Annotated in this window: 19 protein-coding genes; 13 read left to right on the top strand and 6 right to left on the bottom strand. The window is 69.2% G+C overall.

The genetic code is table 11. The annotated features are described in order from the left end of the window. Positions 1 to 112 precede the first annotated feature (112 nt). The gene (locus tag DMC61_RS05570) at positions 113 to 313 is read left to right on the top strand and encodes a hypothetical protein (RefSeq protein ID WP_016333453.1); all 201 of its coding nucleotides are present in this window, start codon (positions 113 to 115) and stop codon (positions 311 to 313) included. Between the two features lie 99 nt (positions 314 to 412). Here DMC61_RS05570 and DMC61_RS05565 read toward each other — a convergent pair whose 3' ends face one another. Beyond that, positions 413 to 772, bottom strand: coding sequence for a VOC family protein (locus DMC61_RS05565; RefSeq protein WP_016333454.1), 360 nt, complete (start codon positions 770 to 772; stop codon positions 413 to 415). 90 nt (positions 773 to 862) lie between these two features. Between DMC61_RS05565 and DMC61_RS05560 the strand changes: the two genes are divergently transcribed. The 5 genes from DMC61_RS05560 (at position 863) to fgd (ending at position 4,932) form a co-directional block, all read left to right on the top strand. Beyond that, a complete protein-coding gene (locus tag DMC61_RS05560) occupies positions 863 to 2,056 on the top strand; it encodes a zinc-dependent alcohol dehydrogenase (RefSeq protein ID WP_125687375.1) in 1,194 nt (397 codons plus the stop codon). 61 nt (positions 2,057 to 2,117) lie between these two features. After that, positions 2,118 to 2,534, top strand: coding sequence for a CBS domain-containing protein (locus DMC61_RS05555; protein ID WP_016333456.1), 417 nt, complete (start codon positions 2,118 to 2,120; stop codon positions 2,532 to 2,534). A gap of 15 nt (positions 2,535 to 2,549) precedes the next feature. After that, complete coding sequence (locus DMC61_RS05550; protein ID WP_125687373.1) at positions 2,550 to 3,077, top strand: hypothetical protein; 528 nt, start codon at positions 2,550 to 2,552, stop codon at positions 3,075 to 3,077. A 43-nt stretch (positions 3,078 to 3,120) separates the two neighbouring features. After that, positions 3,121 to 3,597 (top strand): DIP1984 family protein, encoded by a 477-nt coding sequence (locus tag DMC61_RS05545; protein WP_228688357.1) that lies wholly within the window; start codon positions 3,121 to 3,123, stop codon positions 3,595 to 3,597. Positions 3,598 to 3,927: 330 nt separating this feature from the next. Next, the gene (gene fgd, locus DMC61_RS05540) at positions 3,928 to 4,932 is read left to right on the top strand and encodes a glucose-6-phosphate dehydrogenase (coenzyme-F420) (RefSeq protein WP_037344247.1); all 1,005 of its coding nucleotides are present in this window, start codon (positions 3,928 to 3,930) and stop codon (positions 4,930 to 4,932) included. A 47-nt stretch (positions 4,933 to 4,979) separates the two neighbouring features. Here the strand turns inward: fgd and DMC61_RS05535 are convergent, their stop codons facing one another. Further along, entirely contained in the window at positions 4,980 to 5,393 is a 414-nt protein-coding gene (locus DMC61_RS05535; protein WP_125687371.1) for an SsgA family sporulation/cell division regulator, read from the bottom strand. Positions 5,394 to 5,930: 537 nt separating this feature from the next. On the opposite strand from DMC61_RS05535, the gene DMC61_RS05530 reads away from it, so the two are divergent. From DMC61_RS05530 to kstD, 5 genes are all read left to right on the top strand, one after another. After that, positions 5,931 to 6,854: a tol-pal system YbgF family protein gene (locus DMC61_RS05530; RefSeq protein ID WP_125688061.1), complete on the top strand. Its 924-nt coding sequence runs from the start codon at positions 5,931 to 5,933 to the stop codon at positions 6,852 to 6,854. A 60-nt stretch (positions 6,855 to 6,914) separates the two neighbouring features. After that, positions 6,915 to 7,421: a helix-turn-helix domain-containing protein gene (locus DMC61_RS05525; protein WP_063276224.1), complete on the top strand. Its 507-nt coding sequence runs from the start codon at positions 6,915 to 6,917 to the stop codon at positions 7,419 to 7,421. Between the two features lie 56 nt (positions 7,422 to 7,477). Beyond that, positions 7,478 to 7,996: an SRPBCC family protein gene (locus DMC61_RS05520; protein ID WP_125687369.1), complete on the top strand. Its 519-nt coding sequence runs from the start codon at positions 7,478 to 7,480 to the stop codon at positions 7,994 to 7,996. Continuing rightward, a complete protein-coding gene (locus DMC61_RS05515) occupies positions 7,996 to 9,033 on the top strand; it encodes an LLM class flavin-dependent oxidoreductase (RefSeq protein WP_125687367.1) in 1,038 nt (345 codons plus the stop codon). Before DMC61_RS05520 ends, DMC61_RS05515 begins: the two co-directional genes overlap by 1 nt. A 131-nt stretch (positions 9,034 to 9,164) precedes the next feature. Next, a complete protein-coding gene (gene kstD, locus DMC61_RS05510) occupies positions 9,165 to 10,907 on the top strand; it encodes a 3-oxosteroid 1-dehydrogenase (RefSeq protein ID WP_125687366.1) in 1,743 nt (580 codons plus the stop codon). Here the strand turns inward: kstD and DMC61_RS05505 are convergent. After that, positions 10,892 to 11,383 (bottom strand): DUF1772 domain-containing protein, encoded by a 492-nt coding sequence (locus DMC61_RS05505; protein ID WP_125687364.1) that lies wholly within the window; start codon positions 11,381 to 11,383, stop codon positions 10,892 to 10,894. The two genes, kstD and DMC61_RS05505, sit on opposite strands and share 16 nt — an antisense overlap. Before the next feature lie 168 nt (positions 11,384 to 11,551). Between DMC61_RS05505 and DMC61_RS05500 the strand changes: the two genes are divergently transcribed. Next, a complete protein-coding gene (locus DMC61_RS05500; RefSeq protein ID WP_125687362.1) occupies positions 11,552 to 12,091 on the top strand; it encodes a TetR/AcrR family transcriptional regulator in 540 nt (179 codons plus the stop codon). Between the two features lie 153 nt (positions 12,092 to 12,244). Here the strand turns inward: DMC61_RS05500 and DMC61_RS05495 are convergent, their stop codons facing one another. Together DMC61_RS05495 and DMC61_RS05490 are read right to left on the bottom strand one after the other, a co-directional pair. After that, on the bottom strand, positions 12,245 to 13,807 hold the full coding sequence (locus DMC61_RS05495; RefSeq protein ID WP_125688059.1) for an amidase: 1,563 nt from the start codon (positions 13,805 to 13,807) through the stop codon (positions 12,245 to 12,247). A 339-nt stretch (positions 13,808 to 14,146) separates the two neighbouring features. After that, positions 14,147 to 14,839, bottom strand: coding sequence for an IclR family transcriptional regulator (locus DMC61_RS05490; RefSeq protein ID WP_125687360.1), 693 nt, complete (start codon positions 14,837 to 14,839; stop codon positions 14,147 to 14,149). A gap of 229 nt (positions 14,840 to 15,068) precedes the next feature. On the opposite strand from DMC61_RS05490, the gene DMC61_RS05485 reads away from it, so the two are divergent. Beyond that, the gene (locus tag DMC61_RS05485) at positions 15,069 to 16,472 is read left to right on the top strand and encodes a serine/threonine-protein kinase (protein WP_125687358.1); all 1,404 of its coding nucleotides are present in this window, start codon (positions 15,069 to 15,071) and stop codon (positions 16,470 to 16,472) included. Here DMC61_RS05485 and DMC61_RS05480 read toward each other — a convergent pair. Beyond that, positions 16,447 to 17,304, bottom strand: a complete 858-nt coding sequence (locus DMC61_RS05480) for an LLM class F420-dependent oxidoreductase (RefSeq protein ID WP_125687356.1) — start codon at positions 17,302 to 17,304, stop codon at positions 16,447 to 16,449. The two genes, DMC61_RS05485 and DMC61_RS05480, sit on opposite strands and share 26 nt — an antisense overlap. Positions 17,305 to 17,326 lie beyond the last annotated feature (22 nt).

Below are 17,326 nucleotides of genomic sequence, written 5' to 3'. Positions count from 1 at the left end.
CGAATGGCGCCAGTCTAGGGAGAAACCGGCGGACGTGCCGCCGGACCGCAAGAACACGGGGGCTTTCCCGGCCGTAATCCGGTATCAACGAAAGGGACGACGGAGGTGGGTCATGGGGAACCCGTTCGAGGGATTACGTCCGGTGGAGGAACTGGCCGACGGTGGGGCGACGGCCGTGCGGGCGGCGGTGCTGCGCAAGGCGACCCAAGCGGTGGTCGCGAACGCCCGCGACGCGACGGACTGCCGGATGCTGCTGGAGATGCTGGGGCTGCATTCGGAAAGGCCGGTCCGGACCGAGGATGAAGCCGCCTGAGGCCGCGTTGCGCAAGTCCGTGAAGGCCTCCTTGAGGGACCCAGAATCCCTCAAGGAGGCCTTCACGGACTTGGCCGGGGCGTGAAGGCTCAGCAGGGTTCAGCGCCGCGGCAGCACGCAGAATTCGTTGTCTTCCGGGTCGGCCATGACCACCCAGTCGTCCGACTCGGGGTCTTCGACGACCCTGGCGCCGAGTGACACGAGCCGGGCGACCTCTTCGCGCTGCTCGAGTTCGGTGGGCGCGAGGTCGAGGTGCAGCCGGTTCTTGCCCGACTTCCCCTCGGGAACCGGCTGGAACAGCAGGCTCGGCACGTCGGGGCTCTTCAGTTCGACATAGGTCACGCCATGACCGTCGGTCCACCGTTCGGTCTCGGGGTAGCCGAGCGCTTCCTTCCAGAACGCGGCCAGTGCTTCGGCCTCACGGCAATCGACGGCGACGGCGAGCATCCGGGTTCGCATGGATCCACGGTGGCACGGAACGGCGAGGTTTGCCGGATGCGCGGACGGGCATCCGGCGGGGAGTTAGAGCCACTCGCCGAAGGGAGCACCATGAAGGCCGTCACCTGGCACGGCAAACGCGATGTCCGGGTCGACACCGTCCCGGATCCGAAACTGGTCGAGCCGACCGACGCCATCGTGCGGATCACCTCCACCGGTATCTGCGGGTCGGACTTGCACCTTTACGAGGTCCTCGGTGCCTTCATCGACGAAGGCGACATCCTCGGGCACGAGCCCATGGGCGTCGTCGAAGAGGTCGGTTCCGGGGTGACGAACCTGAAACCCGGCGATCGCGTAGTCGTCCCGTTCAACATCTCCTGCGGCCACTGCTTCATGTGCGACCGCGGCCTGCAATCGCAATGCGAGACCACCCAGGTCACCGACCGGGGCAAGGGCGCGGCGCTGCTCGGCTACACCAAGCTCTACGGGCAGGTGCCGGGCGGCCAGGCCGAATACCTGCGCGTCCCGCAGGCCCAGTACGGCCCGATCAAGGTGCCGGACGGCCCGCCGGACGAACGTTTCGTGTACCTCTCCGACGTCGTGCCCACCGCCTGGCAGGCCGTCGACTACGCGGACATCCCCGAAGGCGGCACGGTCGTGGTCTTCGGGCTGGGCCCGATCGGGCAGTTCTGCTGCCGGATCGCGAAACACCGGGGCGCGGGGAAGGTGATCGGCATCGACCTGGTGCCGGAACGGCTCGCGAAGGCCGCTGCAGCCGGCGTCACCACCTTCGACACGCGTGAACACAAGTACCTCGGCGACCTCATCCGCGAGACCACCGGCGGCCGCGGAGCGGACTCGGTGATCGACGCCGTCGGGATGGAGGCACACGGTGCCCCGATCGGGCGAATGGCGCAGAACCTGGTCGCCCTGCTGCCCGACCCGATCGGCGCGAAGCTCACCGAGAAGGCCGCGATCGACCGGCTCAGCGTGCTGTACGCGGCCATCGACTGCGTCCGGCGGGGCGGCACGATCTCGCTGAGCGGCGTCTACGGCGGCATGGTCGACCCGCTGCCGATGATGGACCTGTTCGACAAGCAGATCACCCTGCGGATGGGACAGGCCAACGTCCGGCGCTGGATCGACGACATCATGCCGCTGATCACCGATTCCGCCGATCCGCTCGGTGTCGAGGGTTTCGCGACGCACAAGATGCCGCTGAAGGACGCGCCCCACGCCTACGAGATCTTCCAGAAGAAGCAGGACGGCGCCGTCAAGATCCTTCTGGAGCCGTCGGCGGCTTGAGGTGTCGGCCCGCGGATGCCGGGTATCCGGTGGACGGACCCCTGACGGAAGGAGCGATGGGATGACCACGGCACGAGACATCATGACCGCGAACGCGACCTGTGTGTCCGCCTCCGAAACCGTGCTCGACGCGGCCAAGAAGATGGCCGCCGAATCGGTGGGCGCGGTACCGATCTGCGGCGAGGACGGCAAGCTCAAGGGCATGCTGACCGACCGCGACATCGTGGTGAAGGTCCTGGCCGAAGGCAAGGACCCGAGGGCGCTGCACGCCTCGGAACTGGCTCAGGGCGAGGCGGTGACGATCGGCGCGGACGACGACGCCGAGGAGATCATGCGCACCATGGCGAACCACAAGGTCCGGCGGCTGCCGGTGATCGACGGGCACAAGCTCGTCGGCATCGTGGCGCAGGCCGACGTGGCCAAGGCCCTGCCCAACCCGGACAGCGGTGAGCTGGTGGAAGCCCTGTCCTACGACTGACGGCATACTCGCTCGGTGGCGTTCTTCGACATCGAGGGTTACGAACCCGTGTGGCTCTCCGGACTCCAGGAGATCCGGAGAGCACACGGGGATCGCTTGCGTGCGCTGGTAGGCAAGCCCCTGCGGCATGTCCATCTGACCTGGTTCGTCGAGTACGCCGAGTGGCTCTCCGAGGCGCCCGTCGTGCTCGACTTCGGCGAGCAGCGGCTGGAGATCACGCACTGGAAGTTCGACGAGGTTTCCCTGACCTGGAACACGATCGACCCGGTCGGGAAGTCCTCATGGGACTGGGGCGACCCGGCCGAGCCCAGCCCGCTCCTGTGGCGGCAGGACGTCTTTCCGGAACTGTCCGCTTTGGAGGGTCAAGTGCTCCAGGACGTCGAACTGCTCGACTGCGTGACGCGGGACATGGCAAACGGCATGGTCGCGCTCGGCTTCGTCTTCCCGCGCGGCCGGTTCACCGTGTTCAACGCACTCGACGAGAACGGCATCGAATACATCGAGCCCGATTCGTCGTACCGGAGACACTCACTGGCGGGCTGAAAACGGGATGCGCCGGTCTTCGATCTTGGTGATACTTCCCGGCATGTCCCGGATCAAGCTGGCCGAAGCGCTCGTCTCGCGCGCCGACGCGGCCAAGAAGGTGGAGGCATTGCGCTCCCGGATCGTCGACAACGCACGGCACCAGGAGGGCGAGGAACCGTCGGAAGACGCGTCCGCCCTGCTCGTCGAAGCCGAAACCGCACTGGACGAACTGGAATCACTGATCCAGCGGATCAACCGGACCAACGCCGCGACCCCGCTCGGGGAGGGCACGATCACCGACGCGATCGCGCGCCGCGACGTCCTCCGGCTCCGGCACGGTGTCCTGACCGCGGCCGCCGACGCCGCGGCCGGGCGCAACCAGGGCGGTTACGGCCGTCAGCTCCGTTCGGAACTCCGTTACCTCTCCGCGCTTCCGGTCGCGGAACTGCGGTCCCGTGCGGACCGGGTCGCGGGGGAGATCCGGGCGGTCGACGTCGAGATCCAGCGCACCAACTGGGAGACCGACCTCCTGGACTGAACGTGGAAAGCAGGTAGCCCTCCGGGAAGCGGGCACAAGCCGAGGGCCGGCGGTATTCCGGCTCGCCTGGTACGTGGCGGGCAGCGTGGGGTTCGACTCCCCGATCACAACTCCGCCCAGCACGACGCACAGGTGACGGCGCAAACGGCACAGTTCATCACCACGTGCCGGTCCCGGAAGGTGAGGGCGGGTACGGGGTCTTTCCACGCATTCCCGGTGACACAGTGGTGTTCCCGACACTCTTCACCCCGCCGAAGCATGGGCGGGGCTGATCCACTCTGTGCCAAGGTGAAGAGCGGAACAATCCATGAGCCCAGGTGGTGACCCCGGATGGCACTGAAGATCGGTTACAAGGCGTCGGCCGAGCAGTTCGGCCCGCGCGACCTCGTCGAGTACTCCGTGCTCGCCGAGCAGGTCGGGCTGGACAGCGTGATGGTCAGCGACCATTTCCAGCCCTGGCGGCACCAGGGCGGGCACGCGCCGTTCTCCTTCGCGTGGATGGCGGCGGTCGGCGAGCGCACCGAGCGGGTGGTCCTCGGCACCAGCGTGCTGACCGCGACCTTCCGTTACAACCCGGCCGTCGTCGCGCAGGCGTTCGGCACGCTCGGCAGCCTGTACCCGGGCCGGGTGCTGCTCGGCGTCGGCAGCGGTGAGGCCCTCAACGAGGTCGCGGTCGCTCGTATCGAGTGGCCCGCGTTCAAGGAGCGGTTCGCGCGGCTGCGCGAGGCGATCGACCTGATGCGCAAGCTGTGGTCCGAGGAGCGCGTCACGTTCGAGGGCGAGTACTTCCAGACCACCGACGCCACCGTGTACGACCGGCCCGAGGGCGGGGTGCCGATCTACATCGCGGCGGGCGGCCCGGTGATGGCGAAGTACGTCGGCAAGCAGGGTGACGGTTTCATCTGCACCAGCGGCAAGGGGATGGAGCTCTACACCGAGAAGCTGCTGCCCGCGGTCGCGGAAGGCGCGGAGCAGGTGGGCCGCAGCACCGGCGACATCGACAAGATGATCGAGATCAAGCTGTCCTACGACCCGGATCCGGCGCAGGCGCTGGAGAACACCCGGTTCTGGGCGCCGCTCTCGCTGACGCCGGAGCAGAAGGCCGGTATCGAGGACCCGGCCGAAATGGAGAAGGCCGCGGACGCGCTGCCGATCGAGCAGGTCGCCCGCCGCTGGATCGTGACCTCCGACCCGGCCGACGCGGTCGAGCAGATCAAGCCGTACGTCGAGGCGGGCTTCAACCACCTCGTCTTCCACGGTCCCGGCCACGACCAGGAGCGGTTCCTGCGGTCGTTCTCCGAGCAGGTCGTCCCGGGGCTGCGCGAACTCGCCTGACCCGATGTCGGCGGGCGGCACCGCGCGAGCGGTGCCGTCACCGGCCGTCAGGACTCGGTGACGAGCTTGCCGATCTCCTGGTCGAAGTCGAACCATTCCGGCTCGGACCCGGCGGGGACGACGTCGTAGGTGCGGTCGAGGAACTCGGCCAGTTCCTGCGCCGGGGCTTCGAGGACCGCGCAGCCGTCGGGAGCGCTGAGCGCGAAGATCACGATCGAGGTGTCGTCGGCCGGGCTGATGATCACGTCGCCTTCACCTGATGGGGTGAGGAGTCCGTCCGCGAGGAGATCACGGCCGAACATCCAGCGGACCGTCCCGCCGCCTGAGTGATAGGCCACCACGACGGCGTACGGGTCTTCGGGGTCGTATTCGAGATCGGCCTGTACGGGAAGCGGGTCCGCACCGAAAGTGCGCAGGCCGAAGACGATCGTCCCCCGGATGAGGTCGTTTTCCTTGTCCAACGCTTCAGCCCCTTACGTTCGGTTGCTGTTGATCTTCAGCTATTGATAACGCAATGTGAAGCCTTTTCGTGACCCGAGTTGACAAGGTTCACACGTTCGGCTGAGAGCTGCGTCTCACATGCTCACGGACGGTCTCCGGCGGGCACGTGGGGTGAGCGGGCGGGAAATGCGATCAGCCGTGCAAAAGAAACGGATTCCGCACGTGCATATTCCGGTGAACGATAATGGCAGCCGTTCGGCGGAGTGAATCGCTTTTCCCCGTTGGTTAACATCATTGTGCGTCGTTCGCGTATTCCAGGAGATCGACGTGGCTCCGTCCTGGACCCCGGCGAGCATGGTCGTTGAGGATAGGGAAAGGAGCGGTAATGGGCGTACGCATCACCGTCGCCATTCCCAGGCAGGACGCCGGGCAGCGGAACACGGTTCACGGGCCGAGCGGCCGGGTGGTCCCGAGATCCTCGTCGGCCTCGCCGGGGGCGGTGACCGCACCGGCGGTGCCCCGTGTCCAGGGGCGTCGCCGTGATTGACCGGCTCCCGATGCGGGTCGGGCAGGCCGACATCGACCGGCTCGAGGGGGTCATCGCCGCACTCCGGGCCCGCGACTACCGGGAAGGCGGCGGGTCCTGCCGGGAACTGCTCCAGGTGCTGGAGCCCTACGGCGCAGCCCTGCGGCGCGGGATGATGTCCGAGCCGCTGGCCCGGCGGCTGGCGGGTGTGGTCGCCGATCTGCACAACCTCAGGGGGTGGACGGAATTCGATTCCGGCCGCCCCGTGCGGGCCGAGCGGCACTTCCGGTGCGCGCTCGAACTCGCGGCGGAGGCGGGTGACGACGACCTCCTCGCCAACATCCGGTACCGGCTCGGCCGGATGTATCTGCATCACCGCTCTCCGGTGGAGGCGCTGGAGCAGTTCGCCCAGGGACAGCTCGCGGCGCGCCGCGCGGGGCGGCCGCTTTCGCAGGCGATCCTGTCGGCGAACGAGGCGTGGGCCTACGCGCTGCTCGGTGACGTCCGCCAGGCGCTGGACAAGCTTTCCGTTGCGCCGGAACAATTCGCGGACTCCGCCGGCGACGCCGTCCCTTCGTGGTCCGCGTTCTTCACGGCCAACGACCTGGCCGCGATGATCGGCACGGTACGCACCGAACTCGCCAGGCTCGTCGACGTCCGCCATTGCCGGGAGGCGATTCCCGCGCTCACCCGGGCCATCGACGGCTACGGCCCGGACATGATGCGCAGCCGGTCGCTGACGATGATCTGGCTCGCCGTCGACCACGCGCTGGAAGGCGATCTGGACCGGGCCGCGGAGGTCGGTCTCGCCGCGATGGAGATCGCGGACGGGATCCGTTCGGCGCGGACGCGAGATCGTTTGAAACCCCTGTCGGAAAGCGTGCGGAAGAGAGTCGGCGATATTAATGCGCGAGATATCCTTGACCGGATCGCAACGTTTCGGGCCAGTGCCTGAGCGCCGGGGAATAGGTGGAGGAATGACCGGATCAATTTCGCCGGGCGTAGGCTCGCGGGTATGAAACGGACTTCGTTCGCGCAGTGGCCGTGTTCGATCGCGCGCACCATGGACCTGCTCGGCGACTGGTGGACGCCGCTGGTCCTGCGCGAGGCGTTCTACGGGATCCGCAGGTTCGACGAGTTCCAGCAGGAGCTCGGCATCGCGCGGAACACCCTCGCCGACCGGCTGCGCCGCCTGGTCGGGGAGGGGCTGCTGGAAAAGCGCGCCTACCAGGCCGACCCGGTCCGTTACGACTACGTCCTGACCGAGAAGGGCGCGGATTTCTACGGTGTGCTCGCCGCGATGTCGCGCTGGGGCGACCGCTGGCTCTCCGAGGAGGCCGGACCGCCCGTCGTCCTGCATCACGAGACCTGCGGGCAGGACACGCACGCGGAGGTCGTCTGCGCGCAGTGTTCCGGCCCGTTGACCGGGGAGAACACCCGGGCGCGGCTCGGGCCCGGCTATCCGCCGAAGCTCGCGGACCGGCCCGACGTGGTGCGCCGCTTCGCCGCGCAGGAGGTTTGACAACGTAAGTCCATCTACGCAACTATCGAGGTCACGAGCATGAGAGGCGGGCCACGATGGAGTGGACGGGCGCCAAGTACGCCGACAAGCCGACGGTCGAGGTCGAGGCGTGGGTCGACGCCGTCCCGGAACGGGTCTGGTCGATCGTCTCCGACGTGCGGCTGATGCCGGAGATGAGCCAGGAGCTCCAAGCCGCGGAATGGTGTGACGGCGCGGAAGGCGCGGCCGCGGTCGGCAGGCGGTTCGTCGGCCGCAGCAAGCACGACGCGCTGGGCGAATGGGAGACCACGTCGCACGTCGTCGAATGCGACGAGCCGCGCGTGTTCACCTGGGCCGTGCACGACGCCGAGACGCCCACGGCGCTGTGGCGCTTCACGCTCGAACCCGAGAACGGCGGGACGAAGCTCCGGCAATGGATGCAGCTGGGTCCGGGCCGGTCGGGTCTCTCCCTGGCCATCGACCGGATGCCGGACAAAGAGGAGAAGATCGTCTTCGTCCGGCTGCGCGAGTTCGAGAAGGCGATGACCGGGACCCTCGCCGCGATCAAGGAGCGGGCCGAGGCGGACGGCGCGTGATGCGGACGGCGACCACGGTCGAGGCCTCGCGTGGCCCGCGGGAGACGCTGGATTTCGTGCTGGAGGCCGAAAAGCTCGGTCTCGACGAATGCTGGGTCGCCGAGGCGTGGGGATCCGACGCGCCGTCGGTGCTCGGCTATCTCGCGGCGCGGACGGAACGGATCCGGCTCGGCTCGGGCATCATCCAGCTCGGCACCCGGACCCCGGTGGCGATCGCGCAGGCCGCGCTGACGCTCTCGGAGCTTTCCGAGGGCCGGTTCGTGCTCGGGCTCGGTGCTTCGGGGCCACAGGTGATCGAGGGGCTCCACGGTGTCCCGTTCGCCCGGCCGCTGACGCGGATGCGGGAGACGGTCGCGATCATCCGTCAGGCGTTCGCCGGGGAGAAGATCGCGTTCTCCGGCAAGGAGTTCGAGATCCCGCTGCCGGGGGAGAGCAGGCCGATGCGGCTGTCGACGGCGCCGAATCCGGACATCCCGATCCATCTGGCCACGCTTTCGCCGAAGCTGCTGGAGCTGACCGGGGAGATCGCGGACGGCTGGCTGGGGACCAGTTTCGTGCCGGAAGGCGCGCAGGCCTACTTCTCGCATCTCGACGCCGGCCTCGCGAAGGCGGGCCGAACGAGGGCGGACCTCGAAGTCTGCCAGGGCGCCGAAGTCGCGTTCGCGAAGGACGAGGACGAACTGCGCGGGATGGTCGCCGGCCGCAAGGCCGAACTCGCGTTCAGTCTCGGCGGGATGGGTTCGGCGAAGACGAACTTCTACAACAACGCCTACAGCAGGCAGGGCTGGGCCGAGGCCGCCGCGGCGGTGCGGGAGCGCTGGCAGGCGGGCGACCGGGAAGGCGCGGCCGCGTTGGTGACCGACGAGATGGTGCTCGGTACGACGCTGATCGGCACCGAACCGATGGTGGCGCGGCGGCTGCGGGTCTGGCGGGACGCCGGTGTCGACACGGTCCGGCTGTATCCGGCGGGCGAGACGGTCGCCGACCGGCTCAGCACCCTGGGGCGCGCGCTGGACCTGGTCCGGGCGCTGGGCTGAATGCCCGCGCCGGTTGAGGTGACCGGCCGAGCGCGGCGGTCACTGCCTGCTCCAAGCGGGTAGAACTTGTTTCACTTTCGCCGCCGGCTGGAGAACATGACCTCGCTCGATCCCCCACGCGAGGAGGATTCATGGGTCCCGATCTGTCCCGCCGTCAGGTCCTGCGCGGCACCGGGCTCGCGCTCGCTTCGGGGCTGCCGTTCGCGGGGACGGCTTCGGCCGCCTCCTCGGTGGTCGGCGAGTACGACGTCGTCGTGGTCGGGGCGGGTGCGGCGGGGATGACCGCCGCGCTGACGGCGGCCAAGCGGGGCCTTAGCTGCGTGGTGCTGGAAAAGGCGGCGAAATTCGGCGGCTCGGCCGCCCGGTCGGGGGCGGGGATCTGGATTCCGTGCAACTCGGTGCTGGCGCAGGCCGGTGTCCGCGACACCCCGGAACAGGCCGCACGGTACCTGTCCGCCGTGGTCGGCCCGTCGATCCCCGCCTCGCGGCAGGAAGCCTTTCTCGCCAACGGTCCGGCGATGCTGTCCTTCGTGATGGCCAACAGCCCGCTGCGGTTCCGGTGGATGGAGGGCTACAGCGACTACTACCCGGAACTGCCCGGCGGGATGCCGGACGGCCGCTCGATCGAGCCCGACCAGTTGGACGGGAACATCCTCGGCGCCGAACTGGCGAACCTGAACCCGCCCTATCTCGCCACGCCCGCGGGCATGGTCGTGTTCAGCGCGGACTACAAATGGCTCGCGCTGGCCGCGGTCAACCCGAAGGGCGCCGCGGTGGCGGCCGCCTGCCTCGCCCGCGGGACGGCCGCCGCGCTCGCCGGGCAGAAACCGCTCACCATGGGGCAGTCGCTGGCCGCGGGACTGCGGGCCGGGCTGCAGCGCGCCGGTGTCCCGGTCTGGCTGAACACGCCGTTGACCGATCTCGTCATCGAGAACGGGAAGGTCACCGGGGTGACCGTCGCGGCGGGTGTGGTGAAGGCGCGGCGTGGTGTCATCGTCGGCTCCGGCGGTTTCGAGCACAACGCCGCCATGCGGGCCGAATACCAGCGCCAGCCGATCGGTACACAATGGACTGTCGGCGCGCGGTCGAACACCGGCGACGGGATCCTGGCCGGTAAACGCGCCGGAGCGGCGCTGGACCTGATGGACGACGCCTGGTGGGGTCCGGCGATCCCGCTGCCCGGCGAACCGTACTTCTGTCTCGCCGAGCGGACCCTGCCCGGCGGGCTGATGGTGGACGCGGCGGGCAAGCGGTTCGTCAACGAGGCGGCGCCGTACAGCGACGTCGTGCACACGATGTACGACCGCCATCCGACGTCGCCCACCATTCCCGCGTGGCTGGTCGTCGATCAGCACTACCGCAACCGGTATCTCTTCCGCGACGTCGCGCCGCTGCTTCCCCTGCCCGCGGAGTGGTACTCGGCGGGCGCGGTCAAGAAGGCGTGGACCGTCGAATCGCTCGGCAGCGCGATCGGTGTCCCGTCGCAGGCGTTGCGCGCCACCGTCGACCGGTTCAACGGGCAGGCACTGTCCGGTGTGGACAGTGACTTTCGCCGGGGCGCCAGTGCTTACGATCATTACTACACCGACCCGTACGTCCTGCCGAACTCGTGCCTGGCGCCGCTCTGGGAACCGCCCTTCTACGCGTTCAAGATCGTGCCGGGCGACCTCGGTACCAAGGGCGGGATGCGCACCGACGCGCGGGCGCGGGTCCTGCGGGCGGACGGTTCGGTCATCCCCGGCCTATACGCCGCCGGGAACGCGAGCGCGGCGGTGATGGGCAACAGCTACGCGGGCGCGGGGTCGACGATCGGGCCGGCGATGACCTTCGGGTATGTCGCGGCGAACGATCTCGCGGATCAGGCTTCGAGCTGACGGGCGCGGTCCCGGAGCTTGAGCCGTGAGACGACGATGACGAGCACGAAAGCGGTCAGGGCAGCGACGGTCCGGACGACGTTGTAGGTCTCCCAGCGATCGAGGATCGCCACGTGGTCGGCGGGTGCCGTGGTGACCGCCCAGACCTTGATCAGGCCGTTGATCGGGACGTTACCGAAGCGGGTGACCAGGAACGACGTCACGACCAAGGCCGCGGCCACGCCTGCCAGCAGTCGCGGCCGTCCTCGGCTCAGCAGGGCGAGCGCGAGGGAGCTGATCGCCGCGAGCGCCATCGCGGTCTGCATGACGACGCCGTTCCGCTGCATCAACGCCGTGTGGAAGGTCAACCGCACGTCGAGCGGGACGACGTCGAACGTGGCGGCGACGTTGACCGCGCCGTAGCCGAACGCCCCCGCGAGCAGTCCCGTCGACAGGATGGCGACGCCGGTGACGAAGTCCGGCCTTATCTTTGACATGCTGTCAAACGTAGCGGGCTCGGATAAATCTGACAACGTGTCTGAGTTAGCTGGGGTAGAGCGTCGGTACAGGTGTCGTGAGTGGCCCTGTCGCGTTCCTGCCAGTTGTCGCGCGCGCACCCGTTAAGGTGAGGCGTTCACGTGGCATCAAGGGCTGGGGGGTCCGCCATGATCGACAGACGTGCCTATCACCACGGGGATCTCCGTCGTGCGCTCGTCCTCGCCGCACGGGAGCTCCTCGTCGAACGAGGTCCGGAGGGGGTGAGTCTGCGCGCCGCGGTCGCCAAGGTGGGTGCGTCCACCGCGGCGCCGTACCGGCATTTCCGCGACAAGGACGCGCTGCTGGTGGCGGTCGCGCTGGAAGGGCATGCCGGGTTGCAGGGGTGCTTGCGCGGGTGTGGTGCCGGGACGGTCACCGCGCTCGGGCATTCCTACCTCGGCTTCGCTCTGGAGAATCCCGCGTTGTACCGCTTGATGGCGGGCGCCGGGATCGGTGACCGTGCCGCGTATCCGGAACTCGCGGAGGCGCACCGGGCGACCTGCGCGGTGCTGGCCGATCGGGTGGGGGAGCGGAACGATCCGGACGGGTTCGCCGTCACGCTCTGGTGCCTGCTCCACGGGCTCGCCACGCTGGTGATCGACGGCCACGTCGAGCGCGATTCCGCCGTGGCAGAGGCCGAGCGGAGCCTGGGGCTCCTGGTCCATTAGCCGGCGCGCGCACTGTGTGGATTTCGGGGCGTTGGACGACCAGAAAGCCACACGGTCCGCGCGTGACCGGTCCGATCACGACGGGGTGTGTGGATATAGGGACATTGAGCGTCCCTATATCCACACACCTCTCACTCATGGTGACCGTCGCACTCAGCCGATCGACGGGATGAACGTCGGCAACCGCCGGACCTTCGTGTCCTGCTCGAAGGCGTACGCGATCGCCAGCAGCGACGGTTCGCTGAACCGCCCGCCCATGATCGACAGGCCCAGCGGCAGCGGCCCGGCGTACGCCATCGGAACGGTCATGTTGGCGTAGCCCGAGACGGCCGCCGGGCCCGACGAATCGATCAGCAGCGCGCCGTCGCCGACGCCGAGCTGCGTCTTCCACGCGGCGTTGTTCGTCGGCGCGACGATCGCGTCGAGTTTCGCGCCGCGCAGCGTTTCGTCGAGGCCGCGCCGGGCGGCGCTCGTCGCGGCTTCCCGCATCGCGCGATACGCCGGATCGTTCAGATCACCGGTGGTGGCCTGCGAGCGGTCCCAGAGATTGTGGGTCCAGTACGGCATTTCGACCGCCGCGTTGTCCAGGTTGTACTGGATCAGCCCCGCCAGATCGGCGGGATGCTTGCCGCCGGTGGAGGCGAGGTAGGCGTTGATGTCGTGCTTGAACTCGGTCCTGATCGCGGGGAACTCGTTGGCCGCGATGACGTCCAGGTACGGGATGGTGATCTCGACCGTGGTCGCGCCGAGCTTCCGCAGCCTGGTCAACGCCTGCTCGAACGCCGCCTTCGTCGTGTCGTCCGGGGTGTAGACCTCGCGCCAGATACCGATCCGCTTCCCGCGTAAAGCGTTGGGGTGCAAGAACTTCGTGTAGTCGTCGATGGACTGCTTCGCGGCGTCGACGGTGATCGGGTCGCGGCGGTCGGCGCCGTTGAGGGCGGCGAGCAGGATCGCGGCGTCCACCACGTTGCGCGCCATCGGGCCCGCGGTGTCCTGCTGCTTCGACACCGGCACGATCCCGCTGCGGCTGACGAGCCCGAGGCTCGGCTTGACGCCCACGATGCCGTTCGCGCCGGACGGGCAGCTGATCGAACCGTCCGTTTCGGTCCCGACGGCGACGGTCGCCAGGTGCGCCGCGACGGCGACCCCGGGGCCGGACGACGAGCCGCACGGGTTGCGGTCGAGGACGTAGGGGTTCGCGGTCTGACCGGCGAGCGGGCTCCAGCCGTTCGACGAACTGGTGGAGCGGTAGCTCGACCACTCCGAAAGGTTGGCCTTGCCGAGGATGACCGCCCCGGCCTCGCGCAGGTTCTCGACCACGCCGGCGTCACGGTAGGGGCGCGACTCCAGCAGCGCGGTCGAGCCGGCGGTGGTCGGCTGCCGGTCCGCGGTGTCGATGTTGTCCTTGAGCAGCACCGGGATGCCGTCCATGGGCCCTTTCGACCGGTGCCGGAGCCGCCGCACGTCACTTTCCGCGGCGAGCCGTAGCGCGTCCGGGTTCGTGGAGAGCACCGCGTGCAGCGTCGGGTTCAGCTTGCGGATCCGGTGCAGGTAGAAGGCGGTCAGCTCGACCGAGGACAGCCGTCCGGAGCGCATCGCCCGCTGCAGGTCGGGGATCGTCGCCCGCTCCAGATCGATCCCGGCCACGACGGGGCGGCCGGACCGGTCCGCGGCCCATGCCGGGACGGCCGTGGTGGCGGACGCCACGGAAACCATGACGAGGAACGCCGCCACGGCCGCGCCCCGTCTTTTCGAGAAATGTCTTGTCAAGGAATTCCCTCCTTGGTCGAAAGAATTCCTGAACAGTACGTGTGACGCCCCGTTTCGGAAGTGCCGGAAAAGTCCGGCAGGTGGTGATTTAATCGCCTCGCGAACGCCTCGCCCGGTAGGCGATCGGTCACGCAAACAGCCTGTGCTCCACGGTTTCTGCACGGGGTGACACCGGTCGCGGACGCACCGTGAGGCGATTTCCGGGATCTCGTCGGAAATATTCCGCCCGTATTCGGCCTGCCGCCCGGTGATCGCGTTGGTCGGGGATTGTTCGGGGTTCGCCGATCATCCGGCGCGGTTCGGCCGCGAGCTTTCGGCGAGCGCGGCGCCGAAGGAGCGGGCGGTGCTCGTCAGCGCGGCGACCGCGGAGACCGGGTCGCGGCGGGCGGGCAGGACGGCGGCGAGTGCCGCGCCGACCCGGCCGTCCGGGCTCCGGACGGCGACGGCGGCGCAGCCGAGCCCCTCGGCGATCGTCTCCGACTCCGCCGCGAATCCGGCGGCGCGGATCTCCAGCGCGTCGGTGTCCGGTTCGGCGAGCGCCGGGTGATGGGCGGCGAGGAGCCGCCCGGCGGCGGTCCCGGGCGGCAGCGGGCTGCCCGGCCACACGGGGACGTCGTCGGCGGGGAGGACGGCCCCGGCCGCGACTAGTGCGCGACCTTCCCTCGGGACCACGAGCACCAGGCTCGCGCGCATCCGCGCCGAAAGCACGGGCAGCCATTCCTTGGCGAGGTCCCGCAGTTCGGGCTGCCAGTACCGCCCGAGCCGGAACACCCGCGAGCCGATCCGGTAGCCGCGGCCCGCCCGTTCGACCGCACCCAGGTCGGCCAGCTGGTCCAGAAGCCGGTGCGCGGTGGTCTTCGGGAGCCCGGTGGTCCGCACGAGCTGGGCCAGTCCGGCCTGCCCGCCGTGTTCGTCGAGTGCTTCGAGCAACGCGAACGCGCCTTCGAGCACGCCGCGTCCGCCGATGGTCTCCCGCATCGCCGCCCTTTCCCGGAAACAGGCCACACCGGAGAAGTAAAGTGCGCCCCCGGCCTGCCGGGATACGAACTTCCGGGCAGCCGATGGGGCGGTGTTCCGCTGAACGGCCCCTTCGCCGACGTGACCGACACCGCGTCGCGAACCACCCTGCCGGGTCCGGCGTCCCGGCGCGTTCCTGGCATGCTGGCAAGGTTCGCGCGAACACCACAGCTCCAGGGGGACGTCGATAATGGAGGAGATCCGCCGCCTCGCCGATCGGTTCGATCTCATCGAGCCCGTCGGCGGTGGCTCCATGGGCACCGTGTGGCGGGCGCGCGACGAGAACCTGGAGCGCACGGTCGCGGTCAAGGAACTCCTTCTGCCGCACGGCGCGGGGGAGCAGAAGGCCGACGAGGCCAAGAACCGTGCCCTGCGCGAGGCCAGGATCGCCGCGCGGCTGGTGCATCCGCACGCCATCACCGTCTTCGGGGTGATCGACGAGCAGGACCGCCCGTGGATCATCATGGAGTACCTGCCCTCCACCAGCCTCGCGGAGAAGCTGCGCGAGGGGCCGATGGAGGTCGACGACGTCATCCGCCTCGGCATCCAGCTCTGCTCGGCGCTGGCGGCCGCGCACCGCGCGGGCATCGTCCACCGCGACATCAAGCCCGGCAACGTCCTGCTGGGTGACGACGACACCGTCAAGATCACCGACTTCGGGATCTCGCGGGCGATGGGCGACGTCCAGCTCACCGCGACCGGCGAGATCTCCGGGACACCCGCGTTCCTGGCGCCCGAGGTGGCCCGCGGCGAGGACGCCACGTCCGCTTCCGACGTGTTCTCGCTCGGCGCGACGCTGTACACCGCGCTCGAAGGCGGCACGCCGTACGGCACGGCGGAGAACCCGATCGCGTTGCTGTACCGCGCGTCGAGCGGCGAGATCACCCCGCCGACCAGGTCCGGGATCCTGACCCCGCTGCTGAACCGGCTTCTCGACGTCCGGCCGGACAGCAGGCCGACGATGTCCGAAACCGAGCGGGAGCTACGGGCCTTGGCGGCGGGGGAGCCGACGACGCTCGTCGCGGAGGAGCCGCCGCCCAAGGCGCGCAAGGGAATGCTGATCGGCGTGCTCGCGGTGGTCCTCGTGCTCGCGGCGGCCGCCGCCGCGGCCGTGGTCGTGGTGCTCAACCGCGACGACGACGCCCCGGCGGGACAGGCCCCGCCGCCGGCTTCCCAGTCGCAGTCCGCGGCCCCGACCACCTCGGAGCCCGTCGCGCCGCCGCCTTCGCCGTCCTCGGTGCCACCGTCGACGCCGCCCCCGTCCTCATCGTCCTCGGCCGCGCCGCCGCCCGCGCAGACACCGGGGCAGGCGCTCTCGGCCTACTACGCCCTCATCCCGGGGAATCTCCAGGCGGGGTTCGCGACGCTGAGCGACAACTTCAAGCAGACGAGGAACCAGAGCTTCGAGCGGTATTCGAACTACTGGAGGCAGTTCAGCGCGGTGACCGTGTCGAACGTGACCGAATCCGGCACCACGGTGACGGCGACACTTACCTACGTGCGGGCCTCGGGCGGAACCACGACAGGGCGGGAGACCTTCGTCCTGGTCCAGAAGGACGGCCGGTACCTCATCGACTCGCAGCGGGCAGGTTGAGTTTCCCGGCGAGGCGCTGAAGCCAGGCCTCGACCTCCTCGGGGGAGCGGTCCGGGAGACCGAAGATCGTCTCGGTGACCCCGGCCGCTTCCAGTTCGGCCAGCTTTTCCGGATCCGGGCGGACGCCGAGCGCCGAGATCTCCGGTTCGCCGGCTCGGCCTTCTTCGTGCCAGATCTCGCGCAGCCGCCGCGCTTTGTCCTCGATGTCCGTGTCGCCGGGTGTGGTGAGCCACCCGTCGGCCGACTTCGCGATCCAGCGGAACGTCTTCTCCGTCGCGCCCGCGCCGACGATCACCGGGATATGCGCCTGGGCCGGTTTCGGCCAAGCCCAGCTCGCACCGAACGAGACGAACTCGCCCGCGTACGAGGCTTCGTCCTGCGTCCAGAGCGCGCGCATCGCTTCGAGGTACTCGCGCAGCACGGTCCGGCGTTTGCCGCCGGGTACGCCGTGATCGGCCAGTTCGTCGACGTTCCAGCCGAAGCCGACGCCGAGCGTGACCCGCCCGGCCGAGAGGTGGTCGAGGCTGGCGATGGTCTTCGCCAGCGTGATCGGATCGCTCTCGACCGGGAGGGCCACCGCCGTCGCGAGCCGGATCCGCGTGGTCACCGAGGCCGCCGTGGCCAAGGCGACCCACGGGTCCAGCGTGCGCAGGTAGCGGTCGTCGGGGAGCGACGAGTCGCCGGTGCGCGGATGCGGAGCCTCCCGTTTGACCGGGATGTGCGTGTGTTCGGGCACGTGGAAGGCGTCGAAGCCGGCGGCTTCGGCCGCCCGCGCGGCCGCCGCCGGACTGATCCCCCGGTCACTGGTGAACAGCACAATCCCGTGTCTCACAGGCGGTCACGCTATTAGAACG

The sequence above is a fragment of the Amycolatopsis sp. WAC 04169 genome (assembly GCF_003947535.1).
Classification (GTDB): Bacteria; Actinomycetota; Actinomycetes; order Mycobacteriales; family Pseudonocardiaceae; genus Amycolatopsis; species Amycolatopsis keratiniphila.
This window is presented reverse-complemented; position numbering and strand designations above follow the sequence as displayed.